This is a genomic window from Actinomycetospora sp. (assembly GCF_036497245.1).
GTDB lineage: Bacteria > Actinomycetota > Actinomycetes > Mycobacteriales > Pseudonocardiaceae > Actinomycetospora.
This window is the reverse complement of sequence record NZ_DASXJS010000062.1, coordinates 17,260-40,594: the sequence shown is the minus strand read 5'-3', so window position 1 is coordinate 40,594 and position 23,335 is coordinate 17,260. Positions and strand designations below refer to the sequence as shown.

Genomic DNA, 23,335 nt, shown 5'->3' with positions numbered 1-23,335 from the left:
GGGTACTGCCGTCAACGTCCGGAGGGATACCCCACCTGGGTATGATGGCACCGTGAGCGAGACACCGGACGAGGCCCCTGCCCCGCCGCACGGCTACTCCCCGCACAAGGAGGCGCACCTGCGGCGACTCAAGCGCGTCGAGGGTCAGGTCCGCGGGATCGCACGGATGATCGAGGACGACAAGTACTGCATCGACGTGCTCACGCAGGTCTCTGCCGTGAACGGCGCGCTGCAGACGCTGGCGCTGTCGCTGCTGGAGGAGCACATGGGCACGTGCGTGGTCGACGCCGCGAAGGCGGGCGACGAGCAGGCCAAGGAGAAGGTTGCCGAGGCCTCGGCGGCGATCGCCCGGCTGGTCCGGTCCTGACGGCGTTCCGGGCGGCTCAGGCGGTCAGCGCGGCTCAGGCGGTCAGCGCGTCGACCCGGGTGCGCAGCTGGGCGGCCAGGTTTTCCACCCCGCCGAAGCGGCGGTCGACCACGAACTGGCCCAGGCAGGAGAGCAGCACCGCGGGCCACTCGAGCAGGCCGACGAGGCCGGCTCCCACGAACAGGCCGTAGAGCAGCAGGCTCTCCGCCTCCGGGGTGTGGGCGGCGACCCAGGCCCGGACCGCCTCGTCGTCGCCGGCGTCGAGCGCCGCGAGCAGATCCGGCGCCGTCTCCGGCGCCCCGTGCCGCTCCGGCGGCAGCGCGGGGGCGGTGTCCGCCCTGGCCACCTCGGCCGCCGTACCGGTCGGAACACTGGTCAGCGCGCGGTCGGCCATGAGGTCCTCCGGGAAGGTCGGTGGATCAACCACGCTACCCGGCGTCGGACTCCGGAGTCCCTGCTCGAGCCCCGGATGTCACCAGGCCGTCACGCGCCCGGCTCCCACACCGCGCGCAGCGCCGCCCGACGCTCGGGACGGTCGCGGCCGCGCAGGTCGGCGACGCCGTGCTCGGTGATGACCACGTCGACGTCGTGGCTCGCCGTCGTCACCGGCCGGGAGAGCCGTTCGACGAGGGTGGGCACGCCCCGGTGGGTGCTGGCGAGCGCGACCACCGACAGGCCGCGGCGCGAGCGGGTCGCGGCCGCGGCGTAGTCCGGGTGCCCGCCGATGCCCCCGACGACCGCCCGGGCGGTGCCCTCCACGTTCACCTGCCCGTCGAGGTCCACCTCCACCGCGGTGTTCACGGCGACGAGGGGAGGGTCGGCGGCCAGGCGCGCCGGGTCGTGGGTGTGCTCGACGCCGTGCACCACCGGGCGCCCGGCCCGGCCGCGCTCGTCGGCCCAGTCGTAGAGCCGGCGGCTGCCCACGAGGTAGGTGGCGACGGCGTCCGAGGCGAGCAGGCCGGCCTCGTCGAGGTCCACCACGCCGTCGCCGAGCAGGCCCGAGTCGACGTGGACGGGGCGGCCGCGGTCGAGGACGGCGGCGACGACGGCCTGGCCGAGCTGGCCGGGCGCCCACTGCAGGCGGGCGCCCTCGGGAAGCAGCCCCGCGACGTGGCGGCCGATCGCGCGGTGCTCGTCGGTCGGCTCGCCGGTACCCGGCACCTCGTTCGGGCCGAGGTGGGCCCCGCCGATCACGTGGGTCCGGTCGTCGGGCAGGGGTGCCCCGGCGGCGGCGCGGGGGAGCGCCTCGTCCACCACCGCCGCGATCGGTACCCCGGCCTCGATCACCGCCCGCACCCACGACACCTCGCTGCCGAGCACGAGCCCGAGCGGGTCGGGCGCGGCGCCGACGAGGAGCAGGTCGGGACGCAGCGGACCGCTGACCAGGGCGGGCGTGGCCGACAGGCGCACCGGTACGGATCGCACGTGGCCCTCGGCCACGCCGGTCCGCAAGCCCCAGCCGGGCATGACGGTGCGGGCGTCGCCGAACGCGGCGAGGTCGAGCCCATCGGGGACCGCGGGCATCCACCCGAGCAGCAGGCGCAGGTCACCGCGCTCGCGGGCCAGTGCCGACAGTGCGGCGAACGCGGCGCGGGGCGTGCCGCATCCGTCGGCGACCGCGACGCGGGCACCGGGGCGCACCAGCGCACCGAGCGCGGCGGCGTCGATCGTGCCGGGGACAGGGGAGTCGTTCACGGACGAGTGCTCCGGGGGGTGTGGGGCGTTCGGGTCATCGGCGCTGCGTGATCATGCCGGACCGACCCCGGAGTACTCGGGTGGTCCGTGGGACACCTGTGAGTGAGAGCGCGTGGCGCGCCGCCGCAGTGTCCGATTCGCTTCCTAGCGTGCGCCCACATGGGGGTCCAAACTCGTCCAAACGGGCGCACTCGCCGTCGTCCGCTCACCATGCTGATCGTGGCGACCGTCGCGGTCGTCGCCTTCGTGATCGGCACTGCCGCGATGGCGGCCCCCGCCCCCGTCGTCCCGACGCCGGGCACCCCCACCACCGGGGCCCGCGCACCGGGCACCCCGTCGCCGGGAAGTCGCGTGCCGATGGGGGCCGGGGTGCCGGTCGCCGTGGCGCGGTCCGCCACCGCGAAGGTCGCCGATCTCGTCGGCACGGGCTCGGGCAACGACACGGGCCGACGCTACGGCGTCGAGGGCTCCGACCTCGGGCACATGTTCATGGTCGGGTCCCGCATGGCGATGGTGTTCGGCGACACCTACGGCGACCCGCCGGCCCGGGACTTCTACTCGGTGCGCCACGGCGACTGGCGGTCCAACGTCATCGCCTCCATCGACCCGCCCGCGACCCCCACCGCGGGCCTCCCCTTCCGCGGGATGATCACCGACCGTCCCGGCCACGCCAAGGAGCTGATCCCCTCCAAGAAGATCAAGGGGGTGCAGGAGACCGTGATCCCCACCTACGGGATCGCGACGGGGCCGAAGAACACGACGATGACCCTGCAGTACATGTCGGTACAGTCGTTCGACCAGCCCGGCCACTGGCGGCTCACCGGCTCCGGGATCACGACGTCGAACGACGGCGGCACCACGTGGGTGGACCAGCCGACCGCCCGGTGGCCCGCGAACTCGAAGTTCGGCCAGGTCGCCTACGTCCGCCCCGGCGGCCCCGACGACCCGCGGGCCCCCGTCCGGGACGGCGCAGGGCCCGGTGGCACGGTGTACGTCTACGGCATCCCCGGGGGGCGCTACGGCGACCTGTCGCTCGCGAAGGTCTCCGCCGACCGGCTCACCGACGCCGCGGCCTACCGCTACTGGAACGGGGGCGACTGGGTCGCGGGCGAGGCCAACGCGACGCCGGTGCTCAAGGGCCCGGTGGGGGAGCTGTCCGTGCGTTGGTCGTCGTACTACAAGCGCTGGATCATGATGTACCTCGTCGACGACACCGGCGAGATCGTGCTGCGCACGGCGCCCTCGCCCACCGGACCGTGGGGCCCGGCGCAGACGGTGACCACGACCAAGGACTTCCCGAAGGCCTACGCGCCCTACCTCACGCCGCGCTGGACCGACGGCCCCGACATCTGGTTCACGATGTCGCAGTTCACCAGCTACCGCGTGGCGCTGATGCGCACCCGGCTGACACCGCTGGCGGCCGGCGGAACGGTCCCCACCACGGTGCTGCCGCAGTCGCTCCCCGCCCGGTCGGCCTCGATCTCGGCGCCGCCGACCTCGCCGGGCTGAACCCCGTCACCGGGCGGGACGTCCAGGAGCACCGTCAGCCGGTCGCGTCGCCCGGGTCCGGCTCCGAGGTCGGGGTGACCGTCACCGTCGTGGGCGCCGCCCGGGCCCTGGTGACGGTCGCGTCCGCGCGCCGGTGGACGACGGGAACCGGCCGGTGTGACGCGGTCCCGTCGTGGTCGGCCGACGCGGTCGTCGTCGCGGTGTGGTCGGCGCTGCCGGGTGCGGGTGGATCGGTCGTCGGCCGCGGGTGCGGCGATCCCGGTCCCGCGCGCCCGGTGCTGTGCGCCGTCGTCGGGTCCGCGGTGGTCGTCACTGTCGCGGGAGCCTCGCCCGCGGAGAGGGCCTCGCGTTCCTCCCGCGACGACGACGTGGGCGTCGAGCTCCGGGTGGCGGTCGCGCGGTGCCGGTCGACGGTGCCGACGGTGGTCACGGGTGCGGCGGGGGACCGGTCCGCCTGCAGGGCCTGCCGCGCGAGCGGCGGGATCAGGAGGGGAAGCGGCCCGGGGAGATCCGGCTCGGCGGCGGACGCCGCGACGGTGGCGCCACCGGCGACCGGGTCCGGGGAGGCGTCCGAGGTCTGCACGACGATCGTCGCGAGGGTCAGGGCCGCGGCGACCGCGAGCCCGCCGAGCGCCGCCACGGTCGGAGCGGTGCGCGCGTCCGGTCCTCGGCGTCGCATGACGGCGACCCGGGGATCGGAAGGCGGGTCCGGAGTCGCGACGGAGCCCCCGAGGACGCGGAGCACCTCCTCGGTGGAGGGCCGTTCAGCCGGGTCCTGGGCGCGCATCCGGCGCAGCAGCACGGACAGCGGATCCGTCGGGGGCATCGGCTCCGCGGCCTCGGCGAGGAGGGCACCGAGAGCGAAGACGTCCGTGGCCGGGGAGATCTCCCGGTCGGCCAGTTGCTCGGGCGCGGGGTACCGGGGACGGTCCTCGACCTGCGCCCAGTGCGCGAGCCACTCGCCGACCCCGAGCCCGGCCACCGTCACCCGGTCCGGCCCGAGCCCCACGGTGTCGGCCTCCAGGGCGCCGTGGGCCCAGCCGCGGCGGTGGGCGGGCAGGAGGGCGCGCGCGATCCCGGCACCGAGGTCGCGGACCTCGTCCGCGCTCAGGTGGTGCCGGCTCAGCTCGTCGGCGAGCGTCGCGCCCTCGCGGGCCTGGGTGATCAGGTAGAGCGTGCCGTGGTCGTCGCCACCGTCGTAGATCTCGCCGAGCCCTGGCCCGTGTCCGTGCTGTGCGCTCGTCGGCAGCGGAAGCGTCGTCGGGATCGGGATCCCGTGCTCCGGGGTGGCCAGGGTCATGCTGACCGGACGCTGCAGGACGACATCGCGCCCCTCGTGGATGCAGCACCGACCGTCGGACCGGACGAGTGACCCGACGCGGTAGCGGCCCGCGAGGTCGACCCCGTGCGCGCAACCCGGATCAGCGGCAGGTACGGGCCGACGGCCACGTTCCACAGCGTCGCTGACCATGCCATCTCCCTGAACTGCGACACATCGACGGGACTCGCCGTGGTCCAGGGCGTCTTCTCATCGAGGCTACCGCCGGGACGGTGCTCCGCGCACCAACAGCATGGTTGCTGTGCGCGCGGACACGAGGCTACGGTTGCGCTCACCTCCCAGACGGCCGCCCCAGTCCCCGGTGCCGGCGGGTCACCGATCGACAGCGCTGGAGCACCGGGGAATGACCGCCGAGCACGTCGCCATGGGCAGTGCCCAGGAGTCGCGTCCCACCGCGCCCTTCGCCCGGATGCCCTCGGCCGCCTCGCGGGGCCTTCCGTACGGCCCGTCGATGACCGCGTCACGCCCGTCGGCGGAGCGGTATCCCGAGCGGCTGACCCCAGCACGGGGAACCGATGAGACCGGCGGCGGCCACACGTCGGCCGTCGCGGCCAGGGGGAGGGGGTGTGGACGCGGAGGGGGCGGGCGTCCACACCCCCGGCCTGGCCGGGCCTGACCCCGGGGATCGGCGGCGGCGCCGCCCGGCCCGAGCCCGATCAGTCGTTCGGGTTGATCAGCGGGCCCGTCGGGATGCTGCCGTCGACCACGCCGCGGGCCAGGCCCGTCAGCTGGGTGCGGGTACGCCGCGCGTAGCCGCGGAGAACCACGAACGCGTCGTCGACGGTGATGCCCGCCCGCTCGGCGACGACACCCTTCGCCTGCTCGATGACGACCCGGCTGGTCAGTGCCGCCTGGAGCTGCTCGGTGAGCAGTTCACGCTCACGGGCGCTGCGGTCGGAGAGGATGGCGATGGTGGCCACGTCGGCCAGCGCCTGGCCGACGCCGAGCTCGCCCGTCCGCATCGCGTGTGGCTCGCGGTGGAACAGGTTGAGGGCGCCGATCGTCTGCCCGCGCAGCCGCATCGGGAGGGCGTGCACGGCGGCGAACCCCTCCTCGGCGGCCCGCGAGGAGAACAGCGGCCAGCGGGTCTCCCCGGCGAGGTCGGTGGCGTGGACCTGCGTGCTGGAGCGGAAGCAGTCCAGGCAGGGACCCTGGTCGGCCTGCAGCTGGAAGAGCTCGATGAGGTGCGCCTGCTCGGTGGAGGCCGAGACGACCTGGAGGCTCCCGCGCTGGTCGGAGATCAGGAGGCCGGCAGCGTCCGCTCCGAGCAGGTCCACACAGTCCGCGCAGAGACCGTGGAAGAGATCGATCACGTCGTAGTCGGTGACCAGGGTGTCGGCGAGACGGACGAAGGCCTGGACCAGACCCTGTTCGGAGCTCGCGGCGGGTGTACTCATGGCTGCTCCCCCTTGCCCGGGGCCCGCCCGGTCGGGTCCTCGTCGTCCGGCAGGCCGTGGTCCTGCTCGCCCGTGCCGGTGCTGCTGTCACTGATGGTGGTATCGCCGCGGTGGTCCCGGCGATGCCAGGTCCCGTCGGGATCGAGCCGGAGCCGACGGGCGAGAACGTCGTCGGCGATCGCGGTGATGGGCCGCTCCTGGGTGAAGGCGGCCGCGCGCAGTCGCGCCAGTGCGACCGGAGGGAGCACGCCGGCTTGGGCGCAGAGCATCCCGGTCGCCTGGTGCACCTCGGCCCGGGCGAGCCCGCGGCGTCCGAACCAGTCCCCGATTGCGTCGCTCCCGGCGGGAAGGTCCCCCGCGATGGTGCTCTGTTCGACGTGGTCCAGCAACGTCCAGACCGCGGCGTCGGCGGCGCGCAGCGCCCCGGCCAGCTCGTTGTCGTCGAGCGGTCCCGGCGTGCTCCGGTAGCAGTCGAGGACGCCGATCCGGGAGGCGCCGACGTGCAGCGGGAAGACGTACATCCCGCGCGCCCCGGTGTGGGCGGCCGCTGCGGCGAACACCGGCCAGCGCGCCTCCGTGGGCGCGGCGATGTCGTTCACGAGCACGGCGCGCCCGGTCGTGAAGGACTCCACGCACGGGCCGTCGCCGAGGCTGAACTGCAATTCGTCGATCCGGCGCGCTCCCGCGTCGGTGGCGCACACCGGCTCCTGCGCGCCCTGCAGCTCCGACATGATCGTGATCGCGGCGCCGGTCATCGGGAGCCACGTCACGCACGCCCGGCACACGTCCAACGACGCGTCCGGGCCCTGCGACTCGACGGCGGCCACGAGCGCCCGGTCGAAGCCATCGAGATCAACCACGCGGACCACCGGGCGCCGAGCCGCCGACCTGCCCCGCGTCGGGTGCTCTGGTGCGAGCGGACACGATCGATCAACCTTCCCTGCCGACTGGTGGGCGAACGAACGCGCCTCACCACGCCCGACAGGGTCCGGATCGAGCGCCCCCAGCTCCCGTGCGACGACGGAGACCGTGGGTGGGCCGAACCGTACACCCGGAACGTCCACCCACCGCGATTCGGCGACCAGACCGTGTCGGTCCGTGCCCGGCTGCGCCAGGATCGTCGTCGACCCGACCGGCCACGTGATGGGGCAGCGCGGGCGCAGCGGCACGGCCGGCCGGGTCGTCATCGTCGTGGGGTGGTCAGCGCACCCCGCGCATCGCCCGGCGCACCCACGGCGCCAGCGCCACCAGAACGCCGCCGAGGACCAGGGCCGCGATGCCGAGCGTGGAGAAGTAGGCACCCTCGACCGACGGGTCGTAGAACCCCGCCAGGGTCCCGGCGAGCGCGGATCCGAGCGAGATCGACAGGTAGAACAGCGCCACCGTCTGGGACCGGAAGAGCGCAGGCCCGATCCGGGTCGAGAGTGAGAGCCCGACCGGGGACAGGTTGAGCTCCGCCAGCGCGAACACCAGCATGATCAGCACGATCGCGAGGACCGGTGTCGTCGCCCCCGTCCCGCCCGCCCACGGCAGGAACAGCAGGAACGCGATGCCCATCCCGCCCGCGCCGAGCGCGAACTTGATCGGCGTCGAGGGTGCGCGGGTCCCGAGCTTGGTCCACATCAGGGCGAACAGCGGCGCGAGGACGATCACGAAGAACGGTTCGAGGGAGTTGACGAACTCGGTCGGCATCTCCCAGCCGCCCAGCACCCGGTCCAGCCGTTCGTCGGCGTAGAGCTCCACGACGGTGAACTGCTGCTGGAACAGCGACCAGAACACCACGCTGGCCAGCCACATCGGGATGAACGAGCGCACCCGGCTGCGCTCGTCGGCGGTGACGCGGGGGCTCGTCAGCAGCAACGTGAAGAGCCCGATCGCGATGAGGGCCACGACGATCGCCACCGCGGTCGAGAGGTTGTCCGCGGTCAGGACCCCGAGCACGAACAGCAGCGCCACGACGACCGCCGCGACGAGAACACCGACCGCGGGCCGCACCCATGCTCCGGACGGCAACGGGTTGGGCACCGTGGTCGCGGAGACCGGGATGTTCCGGCGGCCGAGTGTGTAGATCCCCAATCCGATCGCCATGCCGACCGCCGCGAGCCCGAACGCCCAGTGGAAGCCCAGCGTGGTCCGCGTCAACCCGGTGAGCAGCGGGCCGACCAGGGCACCGATGTTGACGCCCATGTAGAAGATCGAGAAGCCGGCGTCGGCGCGCGGGTCGTCGCGGCGGTAGAGCGAGCCGACGACGGACGTCGCCGCGGTCTTCACGCCGCCGGAGCCGAGCGCGACCAGCACCAGCCCGACTGCGACGCCGCCGAGGCCGGGGAGCACCGCGAGCGCGATGTGACCGAGCATCACGGTGCACGCGGCGTAGAACAGCGTCCGCTCCGCGCCCAGGACCCGGTCGGAGATCCAGGCGCCGGCGACGCAGGCGAGGTACACCATGCCGCCGTAGGCGCCGATGATGCTGGTGGCCTCGGCCTTCTCCAGGCCGAGCCCGCCGTCCGGGACGACCGAGTAGTAGAGGTACAGCGTCATCACGGCCTGCATGCCGTAGAAGCTGAAGCGCTCCCACAGCTCGACCGAGAACAGGTTGGCCAACGCGAGCGGATGGCCGAAGAAGCGGCGGTCGGCGGAGAAGTCCTCGCCGGGATCGGGCGTGGTGGCGACGGAGCCGTCGGCGGGGTCGTCCGCCGTGGGGCCGTCCGGGGAACCGGGGGTCGTGGTCACGGGCGATCAGGGTGGCCCATCGAAGAGGTCCGCACCAGTGGTCGTCACCGAAATGTCACGCGCCGTGGGTTACCGCCGCCGTCGACGTCACGCTGACGGGGGGATCTTCCGGAGAGTCGAACACGTCTCGACGCACCGTCACGGGTCCGTCAGGATGCGACACACGCCACAGTGCGACAGCGACGACGCATGCAGGACACGGAGGACCCGATGAATCAGGCGGGATACGTCCAGCAGTACGCGCCCGTGCTGGGCTCTCTGGCCTGGAGCTCACTGGTGGCGGCCCTGCCACTGCTCGTCCTGTTCGTCCTGCTGGGCGGCCTGCGGATGAGGGCGTGGCTTGCGTCGTTGATCGGGCTCGCGGTGGCGCTGGTCGTCGCCGTGCTCGTGTACGGCATGCCGGTCGGTCAGGCGGCGCTCTCCGGAGTCGAGGGAGCCGTCTTCGGGTTCTTCCCGATCCTCTGGATCGTCATCAACGCCCTGTGGATCTACCGGATGACGGTGCAGTCCGGGCACTTCGACGTGCTGCGGCGCTCGTTCGGGGCGGTCTCGTCGGACCAGCGCGTCCAAGCGGTGATCATCGCGTTCGCGTTCGGGGCGCTGCTCGAGGCGCTCGCGGGGTTCGGCGCGCCCGTCGCGATCTGCACGATCATGCTCATCGGGCTGGGGTTCCGCCCGCTCAAGGCCGCGACGGTCGCGCTGGTGGCCAACACCGCCCCCGTCGCGTTCGGGGCGATCGCCGTCCCGATCACGACGCTGGCCCAGGTCACCGGGCTGCCCGAGGACACCCTCGGCGCGGTGGTCGGTCGCCAGACCCCGGTGCTCGCGCTGTTCGTGCCGTTCGTGCTGGTCGCTCTGGTGGACGGCACGCGCGGGCTGCGCGAGACCTGGCCGGTGGCGCTGGCCGGCGGTCTGTCCTTCGGGATCGCCCAGTTCCTGGTGTCGAACTACCTCTCGGTCCCGCTGACCGACATCATCGCCGCGCTGGTCTCGGCCGGTGCGGTGGTCCTGATGGTCCGGGTGCGGGCCGGCTCGACGACCGCGGCACCGGTCCCGGTGCCCGCGGGCGGTACCGGGGACAGGGACACGACGCCGGGCGACACCGGCCCGGAGCCGCCGTCGGCCGACGGACCGGGTCGTGACGGCGACGGAGGGCCCGACTCCCGCCGGGACGTGCTCCTCGCCTACGCCCCCTACGTGATCATCATCGTGCTCTTCTCCGTCCAGCAGATACCGGTGATCACCTCGGCGCTGAGCGCCGCGACCCTCAAGTTCCGCTGGCCCGGGCTGGACGTGCGCACGCCGTCGGGATCCCAGGCGTCGTCGACGACGTTCACCCTCAACTGGCTCGCCGCGGCCGGCACGATCCTGCTCATCGCCGGTGTCCTGACGATGCTGGTGCTGCGGGTGCGCCCGGGTGAGGCGCTGCGGGCGTACGGGTCGACCCTGCGCGAACTGCGCTCGGCGATCGTCACCGTCATGGCCGTGCTGGCGCTGGCCTACGTCATGAACCTCTCCGGCCAGACGATCACCATCGGGCAGTGGCTCGCCGCGACCGGCGGGTTCTTCGCCGTCCTCTCCCCGGTGCTGGGGTGGCTGGGCACGGCGGTCACCGGGTCGGACACGTCGTCGAACTCGCTGTTCGGGGCGCTGCAGACCGCCGCAGCGCAGAAGGCGGGCCTCGATCCGGTGCTGCTGGCGTCGGCGAACTCCTCGGGTGGGGTGCTCGGGAAGATGATCTCGCCCCAGAACCTCGCCATCGCCGCGGCGGCCGTCGGGATGGCCGGGCGCGAGGGCGAGATCTTCCGACGGGTGCTGCCGTGGAGCCTGGTCTTCCTGGCGGGCATGTGCGTGCTGGTGTACCTGCAGTCCACCCCGGTGCTGGGCTGGATGATCCCCGGGTGAGCCCTCAGGGTGTGCCGGCGCGGTGCAGCGCCAGCATCCCGTCGGCGGAACCGGTCTGCGCCCAGGTCCCGGAGGCCGCCGTCCAGGTCCGTCCGTCGTAGGTCACGCGGTCGACGGCGAGCCGGGTGGAGTGCGCGACCAGCCAGGACGCGATCGACCAGCCCGCCTCCGCGGTCTGGCGCCCGGAGAGCCGCGCGTTGCCGAGCTCGGAGCTCGCCAGGCTCGCCACGGTCTCCTCCGGAGGCGCTGAGAGGTCGAGGTTGCCGCAGGTCAGGCCACCCGGCGCCTGCCCGAGGAACACGAGGGCGAGGGTGCGGGCCTCCGGCTCGTGGTCGGCGTAGGCCTCGGGGTACCCGCTGCGCTGCACCCGCTGGGCGGCCTGGGTGACGTCCATGCCCGCCCAGCCCGGGATCGCGAGAAGGGCGTCGTAGAACTTCGTCGTCGCCGTGACGGTGTTCGTCAGCTGGGCGGTGGTGCCCCAGCCCTGGCTCGGGCGCTGCTGGAAGAGCCCCAGCGAGTCGCGGTCGCCACCGTTGAGGTTGGCCAGCCCGGACTCCTGGATGGCGGTGGCGAGGGCGATGGTGATCGCCCGGTCCGGGGCCCCGAGCTTGCGCCCGACCCCGGCGATCGTGGCCGCGTTGTCCATCTGCTCGGGCGAGCCGCTCCACGAGGAGCGCAGGCCGGGGGAGTTCGGCGGCGCCGTCACGGTGCACTGCGGACCGGCGACCACGGCGGACACCCCGTTCACGATCGCCACGATGATCCCGACGATCGCCAGGACCACGACGACGCCGAGCGCGACGGGCAGGAGCCACCGCGGCCGTCCGGCGAACGGGCCGCCGGGCCACCTCGTTCCCGTCACTGTCCGCCCCCGGGTCGTCCTCGCACTCGGTGGGACCCAGTGTTCCACCCGTGTCGGTTTCGCCCGGGACGAGGTCGGGCACGCCCGCGCGGTGACCGACACCGTCTCCAGGCCCCCGACGACGACGGCGACGGGCGTCGACGGGGTCCGCGCGGCTGCGGTGCTGGTCACCGCGATCGCCCAGTGCGTCGTCGGGGGGCTCGGCGGGTCCGGGCGGGCCGGGGAGCCGATCGGCGTGGTCTCGGCCGCGTTCTCGACGCCGATCGTGCCCGCGCCGGGCGCCTTCGCCATCTGGGGGCTGATCTACCTCGGCGTGCTCGTGGTGGCGGTGCGCCAGGCGCTGCCCTCGCAGTGGGCGCGCCCCGAGCACCGGGCGACCGGGTGGTGGCTGGTGGGCGCCGCGGTCGCCAACGCCGGGTGGATCGTGCTGTTCTCCCAGCGCCTCGTCGGCTGGGCGGAGGTGGCGATCGTCGCGCTCCTGGTCTGCCTGGCCGCGGTGCTCGCCCGGCTCGCCCCCGGGGAGCGGGGCCCCGCCCCGGTCGCGGACCGGTGGACGCTGCACGGCCCGCTCGCGCTGTACGCCGGCTGGGTCAGCGTCGCGACGGTGGTCGGCACCGCCGCGACCGGTCGCTGGACGGGCCTCCCCGGGGACGGCGCCGTGGCGGTCGTCCTCGCACTGGTGGTGCTGCTCGTGACGGGGCTCGTCGCGGCCGTGGTCGCGAACGCCGCGCCCGCGCCCGTCGCCTACGCGGCGGGCGGGCTCTGGGCGCTGGGCGGGATCGTCGTCGCGGGGCGGGGGACGGCCGTGACGGTCGCGGCGGTGGTGGCCGCCGTGCTCGTCGTGGCGGCGGTGGCCCGGCGGCTCCGGGGGGCCGAGGAGCCGCTCGCCGTGTCGTTCGGCTGATCGGCGACCACTCGCCGCGCGGCTCACACGTCGCTCCCACACCACTCGGCGGCCGCACAGCCCGCCCACAGGGAATGCCCAGCCCGCGGTGAGGAAACCGCCTGATCGTCGGGCCCCGTGAGCACCTCCGTCATCACGGCACCGCCCGTCGACCCGGCATCCCCGGAGGAGCCCCGGGTCACGGCCCGGTGGTTCCGCCCCGGGTTCCTCGGCGTCCTCGCGCTGGCCGCCCTCGTCGACCTCTGGGACGTCGGGGCCAACGGCGACGCCAACACCTTCTACGCGGCCGCGGTCCAGGCCTCGACCCGCAACCCGGTCGCCTGGCTCTTCGCCGCGGTCGACGCCCCCGGCTTCATCACCGTGGACAAGCCCCCGGCCGACAACTGGTGGATGGGGCTCTGGGCCAACCTGTTCGGGTTCTCGCCGTGGTCGATGCTGATCCCGCAGGCGGTGCTCGGCATCGCGTCGGTGGCGCTGCTGGTGCTCACGGTGCGGCGCTGGTCGGGGCCGGGCGCGGCGCTGGTGGCGGGCGTCGTCCTGGCGCTCACCCCGGTCGCGGTGATCATGTTCCGGTTCGACGACCCCGACCCCATGCTCACGTTCCTGCTGGTCGCCGCGGCCTACGCGCTCGTGCGCGCGGTGGACGCGGCACCCCGGCGGGCCGGGACCTGGTGGCTCGTCGTCTGCGGCGCGCTGATCGGGCTCGGCTTCCTCGCCAAGATGGGCGTGGCGATGCTCGTGGTGCCCGCGTTCGCGCTCGTGCACCTCGTGGCCTCCGACGTCTCCTGGCGGCGACGGATCGGTCAGCTCGTGGCGGGCCTGGCGGGCATCGTCGTGGGCGCCGGGTGGTTCGTGGCGCTCGCCGCGGTGTGGCCCGCCTCCGCGCGACCCTGGATCGGCGGCTCGACCGACAACTCGCTGCTCCAGCTCGCGGTCGGCTACAACGGCCTGTCCCGCATCATCGGCCGGTCGGGTGGCGGTGCGGGCGGGCCCGGTGGTGCCGGCGGGCCCGGTGGTGCTCCTGGTGGCGGCCGGGGCGGCCCGCCCGGCGGCTTCGCGGGATTCGGCGGGCAGGCCGGGCTCGGCCGGATGTTCTCCACGGAGTTCGGCGGCCAGATCGCGTGGCTGCTCCCGGCCGCGCTGCTGGCCGTCGTCGCCCTGCTCTGGGTGAGCCGACGGGCCCCTGCCGGTGATCGCCTGCGGGCGGCGACCGTCCTCTGGGGAGGGTGGCTCGTCGTGAGCGGCGCGGTCTTCTCCCTGATGGCGGGGATCGTCCACTCGTACTACACGATCGTCATGGCCCCGGCGATCGCCGCGCTCGTCGCGATCGGGGCGCAGGAGGCATGGCGGCGCCGGGACGACGCCGCGGCCCGCGTGGTGCTGGCGGTGGGGATCGTCGGCACCGCGGCGTGGTCGGCGGTGCTGCTCTGGCGCAGCCCGACCTTCCTGCCGTGGCTGCCGGGGACGGTCCTCGTGGCCGGGGTGCTCGCGGCGGCCGTGGTCGTCGTCCCGGCGGTGCTCGCCCGCCGCGCGGGGGTCGTCGCGGCCGTGGTGCTCGGCCTCGTCGCCACCCTGGGCGGGGCGAGCGCCTACGCCGTCGACACCGTCGTCACCCCGCACGGGGGCGCCGAGGCGAGTGCCGGGCCGGCGGTGCGTGACTCCCGGACCGCCCGGTTCACCGCGGCGATGCGGGCCGGTCAGGGCGGTCAGGGCGGCCGGGGTGGTCAGGCAGGCCAGGGCGGTCAGGCGGGACGCGGTGCCCCCGGCGGCTTCGGCGGTTTCCGGTCCGCCGACCCGCAGGTGGCGGCACTGCTGCGCGGCGCGGGCACGCAGTGGTCGGCGGCGACCCCGACGACGATGGCCGCGGCCGGGCTGGAGCTCGCCAGCGACACCTCGGTGATGGGGCTCGGCGGGTTCTCCGGGTCCGACCCGACCCCGACGCTGCCGCAGTTCCAGGCCGACGTCGCGTCCCACCGGGTGCGCTACTACGTGGCCCCGGCGACGACGGGCGCCGGCGGCCGCGGCGGGGCCCGCGGCTTCGGCGGCTTCGGCGGGCGTGGTGCGGCGCTCGCGCCGGTCCAGTCGTGGGTCCATGCGCACTGGACCGGCACCACCGTCGGCGCGGACACCGTCTACGACCTGGCGGCCGCGCCACGCTAGGTGGCTCCGCCCCGTGAGCACTTTCCGGGGCTATGACCCCGGAAAGTGCTCACAAGGGCGGAGCCCACCTACGGCATGATCGAGCGGTGACGCTCGCCCGGATCGCGCTCGGCACGATCGGTGTCCTCGGTGCGGGCGGCCTGCTCGTCGTCGTGCTGGGGACCTTCCGGCCGCGCATCCCGGTGATCGGGTTCCTCGGCTCCTTCGTCTCGGGGCAGTACCCGGTGCACGTGGTCGCGGCGGCGCTCGCCGGGGTCGGTGCGGGCCTCGGGCTGGTGGCGCTGGGGGTGCCGCGGCTCGGGGTGGTGGTGGCCATCGTCGCCGGGGTGGCTCTGCTCGGCGGCGTCGTCGTGCTGGCGGCGCTGCGGACCACGGCGCGCGCCGAGGGGGTGCGCCTGGACTGGCCGCTGGCCCTCACCGCGGTCGACCAGTCCGGGTCGGCCCCGGACGCCACGGTGCGCTACCGGCCGGGCCTCGACCTCGACGTGACGCTGCCGCCCGGCCCGGGCCCGCACCCGGTGATGGTCTGGGTCCACGGCGGCAGCTGGGTGCGGGGCGAGCGGACCGACCGCGAGCGCAGCAACCGCTGGTACGCCGACCACGGTCTCGCGGTGGTCTCGGTGGGCTATCGGCTGCCCGGCGATACACCGCTGCCCGGTGCGACCCTCGGGGAGGCGCAGCGCGACGACGTGGCCGCCGCCCTGGCCTGGGTTCGCGGCGCCGGCCGGGCGTACGGTCTCGATCCGGGGGCGGTGACCCTCGCCGGGCAGTCGGCCGGGGCCACGCTGGCCCTCTCGACCACGGCGGCCCTGGTCGGCGTCCCCGGCTCGAGCCTGCCGCAACCCACCCCGACGCCGCCGCCGGCCGCGACGGTGGCGTTCTACCCCGTCGTCGACATGACCCTGATCGCGCCCGGCCTGCAGGACGCGGTGTTCGGCGGTCCGGCGGCGTCCGTCCCCGCCCTGACCCGGGCCGCGTCGCCCATCGATCTCGTGGCCGCGAGCCTCCCGCCGACGATGCTCGTCGTGGGGAAGGCGGACAACTTCATCCGCGCCGATCTGGTCCGGCGCCACGACGCCGCCCTGCGCGCCGCGGGCGTCCCGGGCCGGCTGCTCCAGGTGCCGTACGCCGACCACGTCTTCGATCACCCCTACGGCTCACCCGGCGGCCAGATCGCCCGTCCGGCCGTGCTCGCGTTCCTCCGCGAGCGTGCGTGGTCCCCGACCTCGCGCCGCTGACACCGGCGAGGACCGCCGGTCACGGTCGGTCCGTCGACGAGATGGACCGGGCCCCGTGAGTGGCCTGACCGGGGGTCGGACGATCACCTCGACGAGGGGTGATGGGGTCCGCCCGTGCCTAGGCAGTTGATCACGGCGAGCGCGGCGGACGACGGCCTGGATCGCGCGCGGTGCGGCGTCGTGCACCAGACCCGGCGCGTTCCGCCGCAGAAGTCGATGACAGACAGGGGACGCGCTCGGCATGATCATCTGCCTAGCGACTCCACCGTCGAGTGTCCCGCCGTCCTCGCCTTCGTCGTCGCCGCCGTCTTCTTCGCGCCGGCGCCGCGGAGCGTGCGCGCGCCGCCGGCGGGGGACACCATCGACGACCCCGCTCCCGACCCGGCCCCAGGAGGTCCCCGCATGACCAGCCCCGTCCTCGTGACCGGCGCCCGCGGCACCGTCGGCTCCGGCGTCGTCGCCGGCCTGCGCGCCGCGGGCGTGCCCGTCCGCGCCGCGGGCCGTGACCCCGAGAAGCTCGATGTCCCCGACGACGTGGCCCGGGTCCGGCTCGACCTCGCCGACCCGTCCTCGTTCGGTCCCGCGCTCGACGGGGTGCGCGCGGTGTTCTGCTACGTCACCGGGGAGCTCGACGGGTTCGCGGCGGCGGCCGTGCGGGCGGGGGTGGAGCATGTCGTGCTGTTGTCCTCGGAGTCGGTGCTGACCGAGACCGACCCCGTCCCCGGCGGGCTCGCCGCCCCACCACGCCGACGCCGAGGCGGCCCTGCGGGGATCGCCCGCCGACGAGTCGCCGGGTCGCCGACACGCTGTGATGACGACTCGCCGGACGGAGCGCGTTCACCGTCCGGTAACCCTTGACGTCGTCCGGGACCGGAGTAGCGTCGCCCCTGTCGATGTGGTCCTGATCACAGGGTTTGACCTTCACCGAGAGTCCCTGGGGATCGACCGCAGCGGCTGGCCGAGAGCCCCGACGAGGAGGCAGGTGATCCATTGATCGCAGGGAAAATCCCGCACTGGACCGGCCAGCACCGCTCGTCGGAGCACGGCCGCCCGTAGCCCTCGAGCTCGGGACGGCACGCCCACGAGAGCGCAACCCCACGAGCAGTGGGCCGGTGACCCCAGCGGGTCCCGAATCCGAACGTTCCTCCGAGCCCGGGACGGCGTCACCCCTCGACGGGGAGGCGCCGTCCCGGCATGTCCGGGGCCTTTCGGGAACGCGGGCCGTTCGGGACGTCAGTAGTGCACGACGCCGGGCTGCCCGCCCCCGGCGCCGATCGCGTCCCCGGTGACCGCGACCGAGCGCGGCGAGGCCAGGAACGTCACGACGTCGGCCACCTCCTCCGCGGTGATCAACCGACGGAGGCTCGTCGTGGCCGCGAGACCCCGCCGGACCTCGTCCTCGGAGGTACCCCGTGCGGACGCCTGGTCGGCGAGCATCTGTGGGATGCGCTCGGTCTCGGTGATCCCGGGATGGACGCAGGTCGCGGTGATGCCGTGCGGGCCGAGCTCGTCGGCGAGGTTCGCGGTGAGCGCGGCGACCGCGACGTTGCGGATCGTCCCGGCGATCGACCCGGTCCTGCGGGCGTTGAGCCCGCTGATGTTCACGATCCGCCCCGCGCCCTGCGCGATCATCGACGGGGCGACCGCCCGGGCGGTGCGCAGATAGCCCATCACCTTGGTGTCGAACTCGGTCGCCACGGCGTCGTCGGAGAGCTCGGTCAACGGCGGGATCGGGCTGCCGCCCGCCGGGCGGGCGGCCGCGTTCACGAGGACGTCCACCCCGCCCCACTCGCCGACCACCCGCGCGACCATCGCGCGCACGGCCGCGTCGTCGGTGGTGTCCGCGACGGCGGTGAGGGTGGTGCCGTCCACCGACGCCGCCGCCGTGTCGAGGTCGCCCGCCGAGCGCGCGACGAGCGCCACCGACGCGCCTTCCCTGGCGAGCGTCCGCGCGCACGCCAGTCCGATCCCGCGCGAGGCTCCCGTGACGATCGCCCGCGCACCAGCCAGTCCGAGGTCCATGTGCCGGGCCTTCCCCCGCGGGCCGCGTCTCACGCCCCGCCGTCGGTCGCACTGTCGTCGGAAGGCGGTTCCTGGTCCGGGACGTCCCCGGAGGGCAGGAGGAGGGTGACGGTCGTGGGCGTCGACGAGCGCAGCCGCAGCCGGCCACCCTGTGCCTCGGCGAGCCGGCGGGCCAGCGCCAGGCCGATGCCGTGCCCGTCCGCGTCCCCGGGCCGATGCGCGAAGAGGATCGTCTCGTCCACGGCGAGGGTGCCCTCGTCGGCGACGTCGAGCGCGACCGCCGGGCCCGCGTCCCGGGCGGTCAGCGTCACCCGGCCCGTGCCGTGGACCATCGCGTTCTCCACCAGCACCGCGAGGATCTGGCGGACGGCGGCCCCCGAGGCGCGGGCGCGCAGATCCGCGTCCTCGACCCCCGCCGCGATCGTGCGACCGTCGGGCACCCCGTCGGCCCGGACCTCGGCGACCACCCGGTCCACGAGGTCGTCCACGGCGAGCTCCTCGCGCCGCGCCCCGACCGGTTCGCGGGCCAGGCGCAGCAGTTCCTCGACGGTGCGGTCGAGCCGGTCGGCCGCCTCGAGGGCCCCGTCCACGGCCGTCGCGACCAGGGGGGACCCCGGGGGCAGGCTCGCCGCCTCCTCCAGGCGCAGTCGCAGCCCGGCGAGCGGGGTGCGCAGCTGGTGCGAGGCCTCGGCGGAGAACGCGCGCTCGCGGGTGAGCAGCTCGTCGAGGCGGGTCGCGGTGACGGCGAGCGAACGGTGCACGGCCGCGATCTCCGGCGCGGGATCGCGACGGCCGGTCGGGGCCGGCTCGGAGACGGTGAAGTCGCCCTCCCCGAGCCGGGCGGCGTCGGCGGCGAGCACCTCCAGGGGCGCGGAGAGCCGCACCGCCAGGCGCCGGGCGACCAGCCGCGTGCCCGCCACCGCGGCGATCCCCAGCACGAGCATCACCGCCCAGGTCACCCCGGTGCGCTCGACGGACTCCGCCCCCTCGCGCGACGCGCGCAGGACGCCCACCCGCCGGTCCCCGTCGAGCACCGGGACGGCGACGAGGTAGTCGCCCTCCTCGGTGGTGCGCACGACGCGCCCGGTCAGCGCCCCGGCGAGAGCAGGCGCGAGCCGGTCCGGACCGTCCCCGGTGATCTTGCGCCCGTCCAGGCCGTAGACCGCCGCTGGGCTCTCCGCGGACACCGGGGAGACGTTCACCGGGACGTCCCCGGCCGCGAGCACCCCGGCGATGCCGTCCGCGGCGACCTGCGCGTCGCCCTCGAGGTCGCTCTGCTCGTCGACGACGTAGTACCGGGCCGCACCGACGGCCAGCGGCAGGCCGAACACGGTGATCGCCACCATGGAGACCACGACGGCGAACCGGATGATCCGCGCCTGCACCCCTCAGCCCTCCGGCCGCTCGAGGCGGTACCCGTGTCCGCGGACGGTGACGATCGCCGGCCGGGACCCGAGCTTGCGGCGCAGCGCCGCGATGTGGACGTCGAGGGTCTTCGTCGACCCCGCCCAGTGCTCGTCCCACACGTCGCTCATCAGTGCCTCCCGGGTGACGACGGCGCCCGGCTCGGCGGCGAGGCGGGCCAGCAGGTCGAACTCCTTCGCCCGCAGCGCGAGCGCGGTGCCCTCCCGGCTGACGGTGCGTGCGGCGAGGTCGATGGTCAGGTCGTCGAGCACGATGCGCCCGCCGCGGGCCGACCCCTCGGGCAGCGCCGCACCCGCCCGGCGCAGGTGGGCGCGCAGGCGGGCGGTCAGCTCGGTGTAGCGCACCGGCTTGGTGAGGTAGTCGTCCGCACCCGCTTCGAGGGCCACCACGACGTCCATCTCGTCGGCGCGGGCCGTGAGCACGACGATCACCGCGTCGGGGTGGGCCAGGCGCAGCCGCCGGCACACCTCGGCGCCCTCGAGGTCGGGGAGCCCGAGGTCGAGCAGCACCAGATCCGGGCCCGGGAGCGACCGGTCGAGCGACGACCCACCGTCCGCGAACGGACGGACCCGGTGGCCCTCGGCCTCCAGCCGGGACGCGAGCACCCCCCGGATGGTCTCGTCGTCCTCGACGACCCACAGCTCGGCCACAGCGGACCACCGTACGGTCGCGGTTCGCCTTGCCGACCGTTAACCCGGACCCGCGCACGATTCCGCCGTGATGTCCCGACGACCGGCACGGCTGCCCCTGCAGGCCCGCGCCGCGGTGGCTGCTGCCCGGCTGGTCGGCGCGGTGGCGCGGTCCACGGGCCGCCACGGCGCGGTGATCGGCGGCCGGGTCGCCACGGTGCTCGACCGACGCGTGCTAGCCCGCCTCGCGGCCGGGCGCACCGTCGTGCTGGTCACCGGCACCAACGGCAAGACCACGACCACCTCGATGATCGCCCGGGTGCTCGGAGGCGCCGGGCGCGAGGTCGCCACCAACCACCTCGGCGCGAACATGCCCGACGGCATCACGACCGCGCTGCTCGATGCCCTCTCGGTGGCGGCCTCCGGCCCGGCGGGGACCCCGCCGGTGGCCGTCATGGAGGTCGACGAGTCCTACCTCGGCGAGGTGGCCGCGGCCACCGATCCCCACGTGATCGTCCTGCTCAACTTCAGTCGCGACCAGCTCGACCGCGTCGGGGAGGTGCGCACCGTGGCCCGCCGGGTCGGTGACGCGGTCGCGGCGCACCCGACGGCGCGCGTCGTGGCGTTCGCCGACGACGTGCTGTGCGCCGGCGCGGGCCTGCGGGCCGCATCGCCGCTCTGGGTGTCCTCGCCGACGCGCTGGACCGGCGACGCGGGCGTGTGCCCGCACTGCGACGGCGCCGTGACCCATGCGGGCGTGCGCTGGGCCTGCTCGTCGTGCGGGCTGGCCCGCCCCGAGGGCGACTGGGCGCTCGTCGAGGACGACGAGGTGCCCACCGTGCGGGGGCCCGGAGGCGGCGCGACCCCGCTGGACCTGCAGCTGCCGGGGCACGCGAACCGACTGAACGCGGTGTTCGCGCTGGCGGTCGGCGCCGAGCTCGGGGTGGCCCCCGCCGTCGCCGCCGCCCGGTTGCGCGACCTCGAGCAGGTCGGCGGGCGCTACCGCACCGTCACCCGGCCCGGCGGCACCACGCGGTTGCTGCTCGCCAAGAACCCCGCGGGCTGGGCCCAGGTCCTCGACCTGCTCGACGAGGGTCCGCCGCGACCCGTCGTCGTCGCCGTCAACTCCCGCGAGGCCGACGGCCGCGACGTGTCGTGGCTGTGGGACGTGCCGTTCGAGCGGCTCGCGCGGCACCCGCTGGTCGCCGCGGGGGAGCGGGCCGCCGACGTGTCGGTGCGCCTGGCCTACGCCGGGGTGGACCACCGGCTGGCCGACGACGCGGTGGCCGCCACGCGCGACACCCTCGGCGAGGTCGACCTCGTCGGCAACTACACGGCCTTCCACGACGCCGCCCGGGCCCTGACGTGAGCGCGCCCGTCACCGTCGTCCTGCTGCTCCCCGAGGTGCTGGGCACCTACGGCGACGCGGGCAACGCCGCCGTCCTGGCGACCCGCCTGCGCTGGCGCGGGATCGAGGGGCGCGTGCTCACCGTCGGCTGGACCGAGGCGGTCCCGTCGGGCGGCGACGTCTACGTGCTCGGCGGGGGAGAGGACGCCGCCCAGGTCCTCGCCTGCGACCGGCTGCGCGACTCCATCGGCCTGCGCCGCGCCCTCGACCGCGGGGCGCCGACCCTCGCGGTCTGCGCGGGGCTGCAGATCCTCGGCACCGCGTTCACCGTCGCCGACGGGACCCGGGTGCCGGGAGTGGGCGTGCTCGACCTCGAGACCCGGCCCGGCGGCGGGCCGCGCCGGATCGGCGACGTGGTGGCGGACCCGCTGGTGGACGGGCTGTCCGGCCCGCTGGAGGGGTTCGAGAACCACGGCGGGATCACCGAGCTCGGCCCGGACGCGGCGCCGCTGGCCCGCGTGCGCGAGGTCGGCCGCGGCCCCGGCGGTGCGGGCAACGGCACCGGCGACCGCCTCGAGGGCGCGGTGTCCGACCGTGGCCGCGGCAACGTCGTCGGGACCTATCTGCACGGCCCGGTCCTCGCCCGGAACCCGGCGCTCGCGGACCTGCTGCTCACCCGGGCCGTCGGGGAGCTGCCCCCGTTGGAGGTGCCGGAGGGGATGCCGGTGTCGACGGCCCTGCGGCTGCACGCCCGCGGCGAGGACCTCGGCGTCAGGACAGGCGTTCGGCGACGTGCGGGGGCATGAGCACCGCGCTGCGGGCCAGGAGGGCCACGAAGCGTGAGGTGAGGGTGTCGGGTTCGGGGCCCGTGGTCGCGGCCAGCTCCCGCTCGGCGCGGGGAACGAGCCGGGCGATGCGCCCGCCGAACGACGACGGCACGATGCCCGCGGGCACCAGCGCGGGCCCGATCCCGGCGTCCACGAGCTGCGGGGCCATCGCGGTCTGCTCGGTGCGCACCGCGACCTTCGGCCGGAACCCGGCGGCCTGGGCCGCGGCGTCCAGCTCCGCCGAGAGCTCGTGGCCCGGGCCGTACTGCACCCACGCCACGTCGGCCAGCCGGGAGAGGTCGATCTCGTGGCCGCGGACGTCGGGCGGTCCCTGCGCGGGCAGGAGCACGACGAGCTCCTCGGTGCCGAGGATCCGGACCCGGCCGCGCCAGCCGGCCGGCGTCGGACCGATCCCGACGTCGGCCTGCCCACCCTGCATCGCGGCGGTGAGGGTCTCGGCGGTGCGGTGCTCGAGCAGCCGGACGCCGACGCCGGGGTGGTCGGCGCGCCACCGCGTGAGCACGCCCGGGAGCAGGCCGAGCCCCACCGAGTAGACCGCCGCGATCCGGAGCTCGCCCGCCGACGTGCCCGCCACCGAGCGCGCCGCCGTGGTCGCGCGCGCCGCCGCGTCCACCGAGGCCCGCGCGTGGGGGAGCAGCGCCCGGCCGGTGGGGGTCAGGCTCACCGAGCGGGGCAGGCGGCTGAACAGTGACGCCCCCAGTTCCCGCTCCAGGGCCGCGACCTGTTGCGACAGCCCCGGCTGGGAGACCCCGAGCTGCTGCGCGGCGCGTGTGAACGAGCCCTCGTCCACGACCGTGAGGTAGGCCTCGAACTGGCGCAGCGTCGGCATCTGACCAGCGTGCATGAACTGAGCTTATGGAGTCGACCCCTGAGGTTCTTCGACTTATGGCCTCGTGCGTCGAACCATGGATCACGGCGTTGCTTGATCGATCCCGAAAGGACCTGCCGTGCTCC

General features: G+C 75.0%; 20 protein-coding genes. 9 read left to right on the top strand and 11 right to left on the bottom strand.

Annotation, left to right across the window (positions count from 1 at the left end; all coding sequences use genetic code 11):
• Nucleotides 1–52: 52 nt before the first annotated feature.
• Nucleotides 53–367 carry a metal-sensitive transcriptional regulator gene (locus tag VGI02_RS06885; protein ID WP_331626542.1) on the top strand — a complete coding sequence of 105 codons (315 nt, stop codon included), beginning with the start codon at nt 53–55 and terminating at the stop codon, nt 365–367.
• A 34-nt stretch (nt 368–401) separates the two neighbouring features.
• Here VGI02_RS06885 and VGI02_RS06880 read toward each other — a convergent pair whose 3' ends face one another.
• Complete coding sequence (locus tag VGI02_RS06880) at nt 402–794, bottom strand: hypothetical protein (protein ID WP_331626541.1); 393 nt, start codon at nt 792–794, stop codon at nt 402–404.
• Between the two features lie 56 nt (nt 795–850).
• Nucleotides 851–2,062 carry an acetyl-CoA hydrolase/transferase C-terminal domain-containing protein gene (locus tag VGI02_RS06875; RefSeq protein ID WP_331626540.1) on the bottom strand — a complete coding sequence of 404 codons (1,212 nt, stop codon included), beginning with the start codon at nt 2,060–2,062 and terminating at the stop codon, nt 851–853.
• Between the two features lie 219 nt (nt 2,063–2,281).
• Here VGI02_RS06875 and VGI02_RS06870 point away from each other — a divergent pair, with 219 nt between their 5' ends.
• Nucleotides 2,282–3,571, top strand: coding sequence for a glycoside hydrolase family 183 protein (locus VGI02_RS06870; protein WP_331626539.1), 1,290 nt, complete (start codon nt 2,282–2,284; stop codon nt 3,569–3,571).
• A 34-nt stretch (nt 3,572–3,605) separates the two neighbouring features.
• Here VGI02_RS06870 and VGI02_RS06865 read toward each other — a convergent pair whose 3' ends face one another.
• From VGI02_RS06865 to VGI02_RS06850, 4 genes are all read right to left on the bottom strand, one after another.
• Nucleotides 3,606–5,042, bottom strand: a complete 1,437-nt coding sequence (locus tag VGI02_RS06865) for a serine/threonine-protein kinase (RefSeq protein ID WP_331626538.1) — start codon at nt 5,040–5,042, stop codon at nt 3,606–3,608.
• A gap of 524 nt (nt 5,043–5,566) precedes the next feature.
• Entirely contained in the window at nt 5,567–6,307 is a 741-nt protein-coding gene (locus VGI02_RS06860; protein WP_331626537.1) for a GAF and ANTAR domain-containing protein, read from the bottom strand.
• Nucleotides 6,304–7,167, bottom strand: coding sequence for a GAF domain-containing protein (locus VGI02_RS06855; protein WP_331626536.1), 864 nt, complete (start codon nt 7,165–7,167; stop codon nt 6,304–6,306). Before VGI02_RS06855 ends, VGI02_RS06860 begins: the two co-directional genes overlap by 4 nt.
• A gap of 340 nt (nt 7,168–7,507) precedes the next feature.
• The gene (locus VGI02_RS06850) at nt 7,508–9,040 is read right to left on the bottom strand and encodes a peptide MFS transporter (RefSeq protein ID WP_331626535.1); all 1,533 of its coding nucleotides are present in this window, start codon (nt 9,038–9,040) and stop codon (nt 7,508–7,510) included.
• A 210-nt stretch (nt 9,041–9,250) separates the two neighbouring features.
• Here VGI02_RS06850 and VGI02_RS06845 point away from each other — a divergent pair, with 210 nt between their 5' ends.
• A complete protein-coding gene (locus VGI02_RS06845) occupies nt 9,251–10,945 on the top strand; it encodes an L-lactate permease (RefSeq protein ID WP_331626534.1) in 1,695 nt (564 codons plus the stop codon).
• Nucleotides 10,946–10,949: 4 nt separating this feature from the next.
• Here the strand turns inward: VGI02_RS06845 and VGI02_RS06840 are convergent, their stop codons facing one another.
• On the bottom strand, nt 10,950–11,807 hold the full coding sequence (locus tag VGI02_RS06840) for a hypothetical protein (protein ID WP_331626533.1): 858 nt from the start codon (nt 11,805–11,807) through the stop codon (nt 10,950–10,952).
• Between the two features lie 91 nt (nt 11,808–11,898).
• Between VGI02_RS06840 and VGI02_RS06835 the strand changes: the two genes are divergently transcribed.
• The 4 genes from VGI02_RS06835 (at nt 11,899) to VGI02_RS06820 (ending at nt 16,967) form a co-directional block, all read left to right on the top strand.
• The gene (locus VGI02_RS06835) at nt 11,899–12,711 is read left to right on the top strand and encodes a TspO-related membrane protein (RefSeq protein WP_331626532.1); all 813 of its coding nucleotides are present in this window, start codon (nt 11,899–11,901) and stop codon (nt 12,709–12,711) included.
• Nucleotides 12,712–12,828: 117 nt separating this feature from the next.
• Entirely contained in the window at nt 12,829–14,871 is a 2,043-nt protein-coding gene (locus tag VGI02_RS06830) for an ArnT family glycosyltransferase (protein WP_331626531.1), read from the top strand.
• Nucleotides 14,872–14,957: 86 nt separating this feature from the next.
• Nucleotides 14,958–16,109, top strand: a complete 1,152-nt coding sequence (locus VGI02_RS06825; protein ID WP_331626530.1) for an alpha/beta hydrolase — start codon at nt 14,958–14,960, stop codon at nt 16,107–16,109.
• 402 nt (nt 16,110–16,511) lie between these two features.
• Nucleotides 16,512–16,967 (top strand): SDR family oxidoreductase, encoded by a 456-nt coding sequence (locus VGI02_RS06820; protein WP_331626529.1) that lies wholly within the window; start codon nt 16,512–16,514, stop codon nt 16,965–16,967.
• Nucleotides 16,968–17,342: 375 nt separating this feature from the next.
• Here the strand turns inward: VGI02_RS06820 and VGI02_RS06815 are convergent, their stop codons facing one another.
• Genes VGI02_RS06815 through VGI02_RS06805 form a run of 3 tightly spaced genes read right to left on the bottom strand, consistent with a single transcriptional unit; the run spans nt 17,343 to nt 20,206 of the window.
• Nucleotides 17,343–18,131 carry an SDR family NAD(P)-dependent oxidoreductase gene (locus VGI02_RS06815; RefSeq protein ID WP_331626528.1) on the bottom strand — a complete coding sequence of 263 codons (789 nt, stop codon included), beginning with the start codon at nt 18,129–18,131 and terminating at the stop codon, nt 17,343–17,345.
• 29 nt (nt 18,132–18,160) lie between these two features.
• Entirely contained in the window at nt 18,161–19,516 is a 1,356-nt protein-coding gene (locus tag VGI02_RS06810) for a HAMP domain-containing sensor histidine kinase (RefSeq protein WP_331626527.1), read from the bottom strand.
• A 3-nt stretch (nt 19,517–19,519) separates the two neighbouring features.
• On the bottom strand, nt 19,520–20,206 hold the full coding sequence (locus VGI02_RS06805; RefSeq protein ID WP_331626526.1) for a response regulator transcription factor: 687 nt from the start codon (nt 20,204–20,206) through the stop codon (nt 19,520–19,522).
• 70 nt (nt 20,207–20,276) lie between these two features.
• Between VGI02_RS06805 and VGI02_RS06800 the strand changes: the two genes are divergently transcribed.
• Entirely contained in the window at nt 20,277–21,554 is a 1,278-nt protein-coding gene (locus tag VGI02_RS06800; protein WP_331626524.1) for a MurT ligase domain-containing protein, read from the top strand.
• Nucleotides 21,551–22,339 (top strand): type 1 glutamine amidotransferase, encoded by a 789-nt coding sequence (locus VGI02_RS06795; RefSeq protein WP_331626523.1) that lies wholly within the window; start codon nt 21,551–21,553, stop codon nt 22,337–22,339. The genes VGI02_RS06800 and VGI02_RS06795 overlap by 4 nt, the downstream gene beginning before the upstream one ends.
• On the opposite strand, the gene VGI02_RS06790 is transcribed toward VGI02_RS06795, so the two are convergent.
• Nucleotides 22,305–23,210, bottom strand: coding sequence for a LysR family transcriptional regulator (locus VGI02_RS06790; RefSeq protein WP_414638209.1), 906 nt, complete (start codon nt 23,208–23,210; stop codon nt 22,305–22,307). The two genes, VGI02_RS06795 and VGI02_RS06790, sit on opposite strands and share 35 nt — an antisense overlap.
• Nucleotides 23,211–23,335 lie beyond the last annotated feature (125 nt).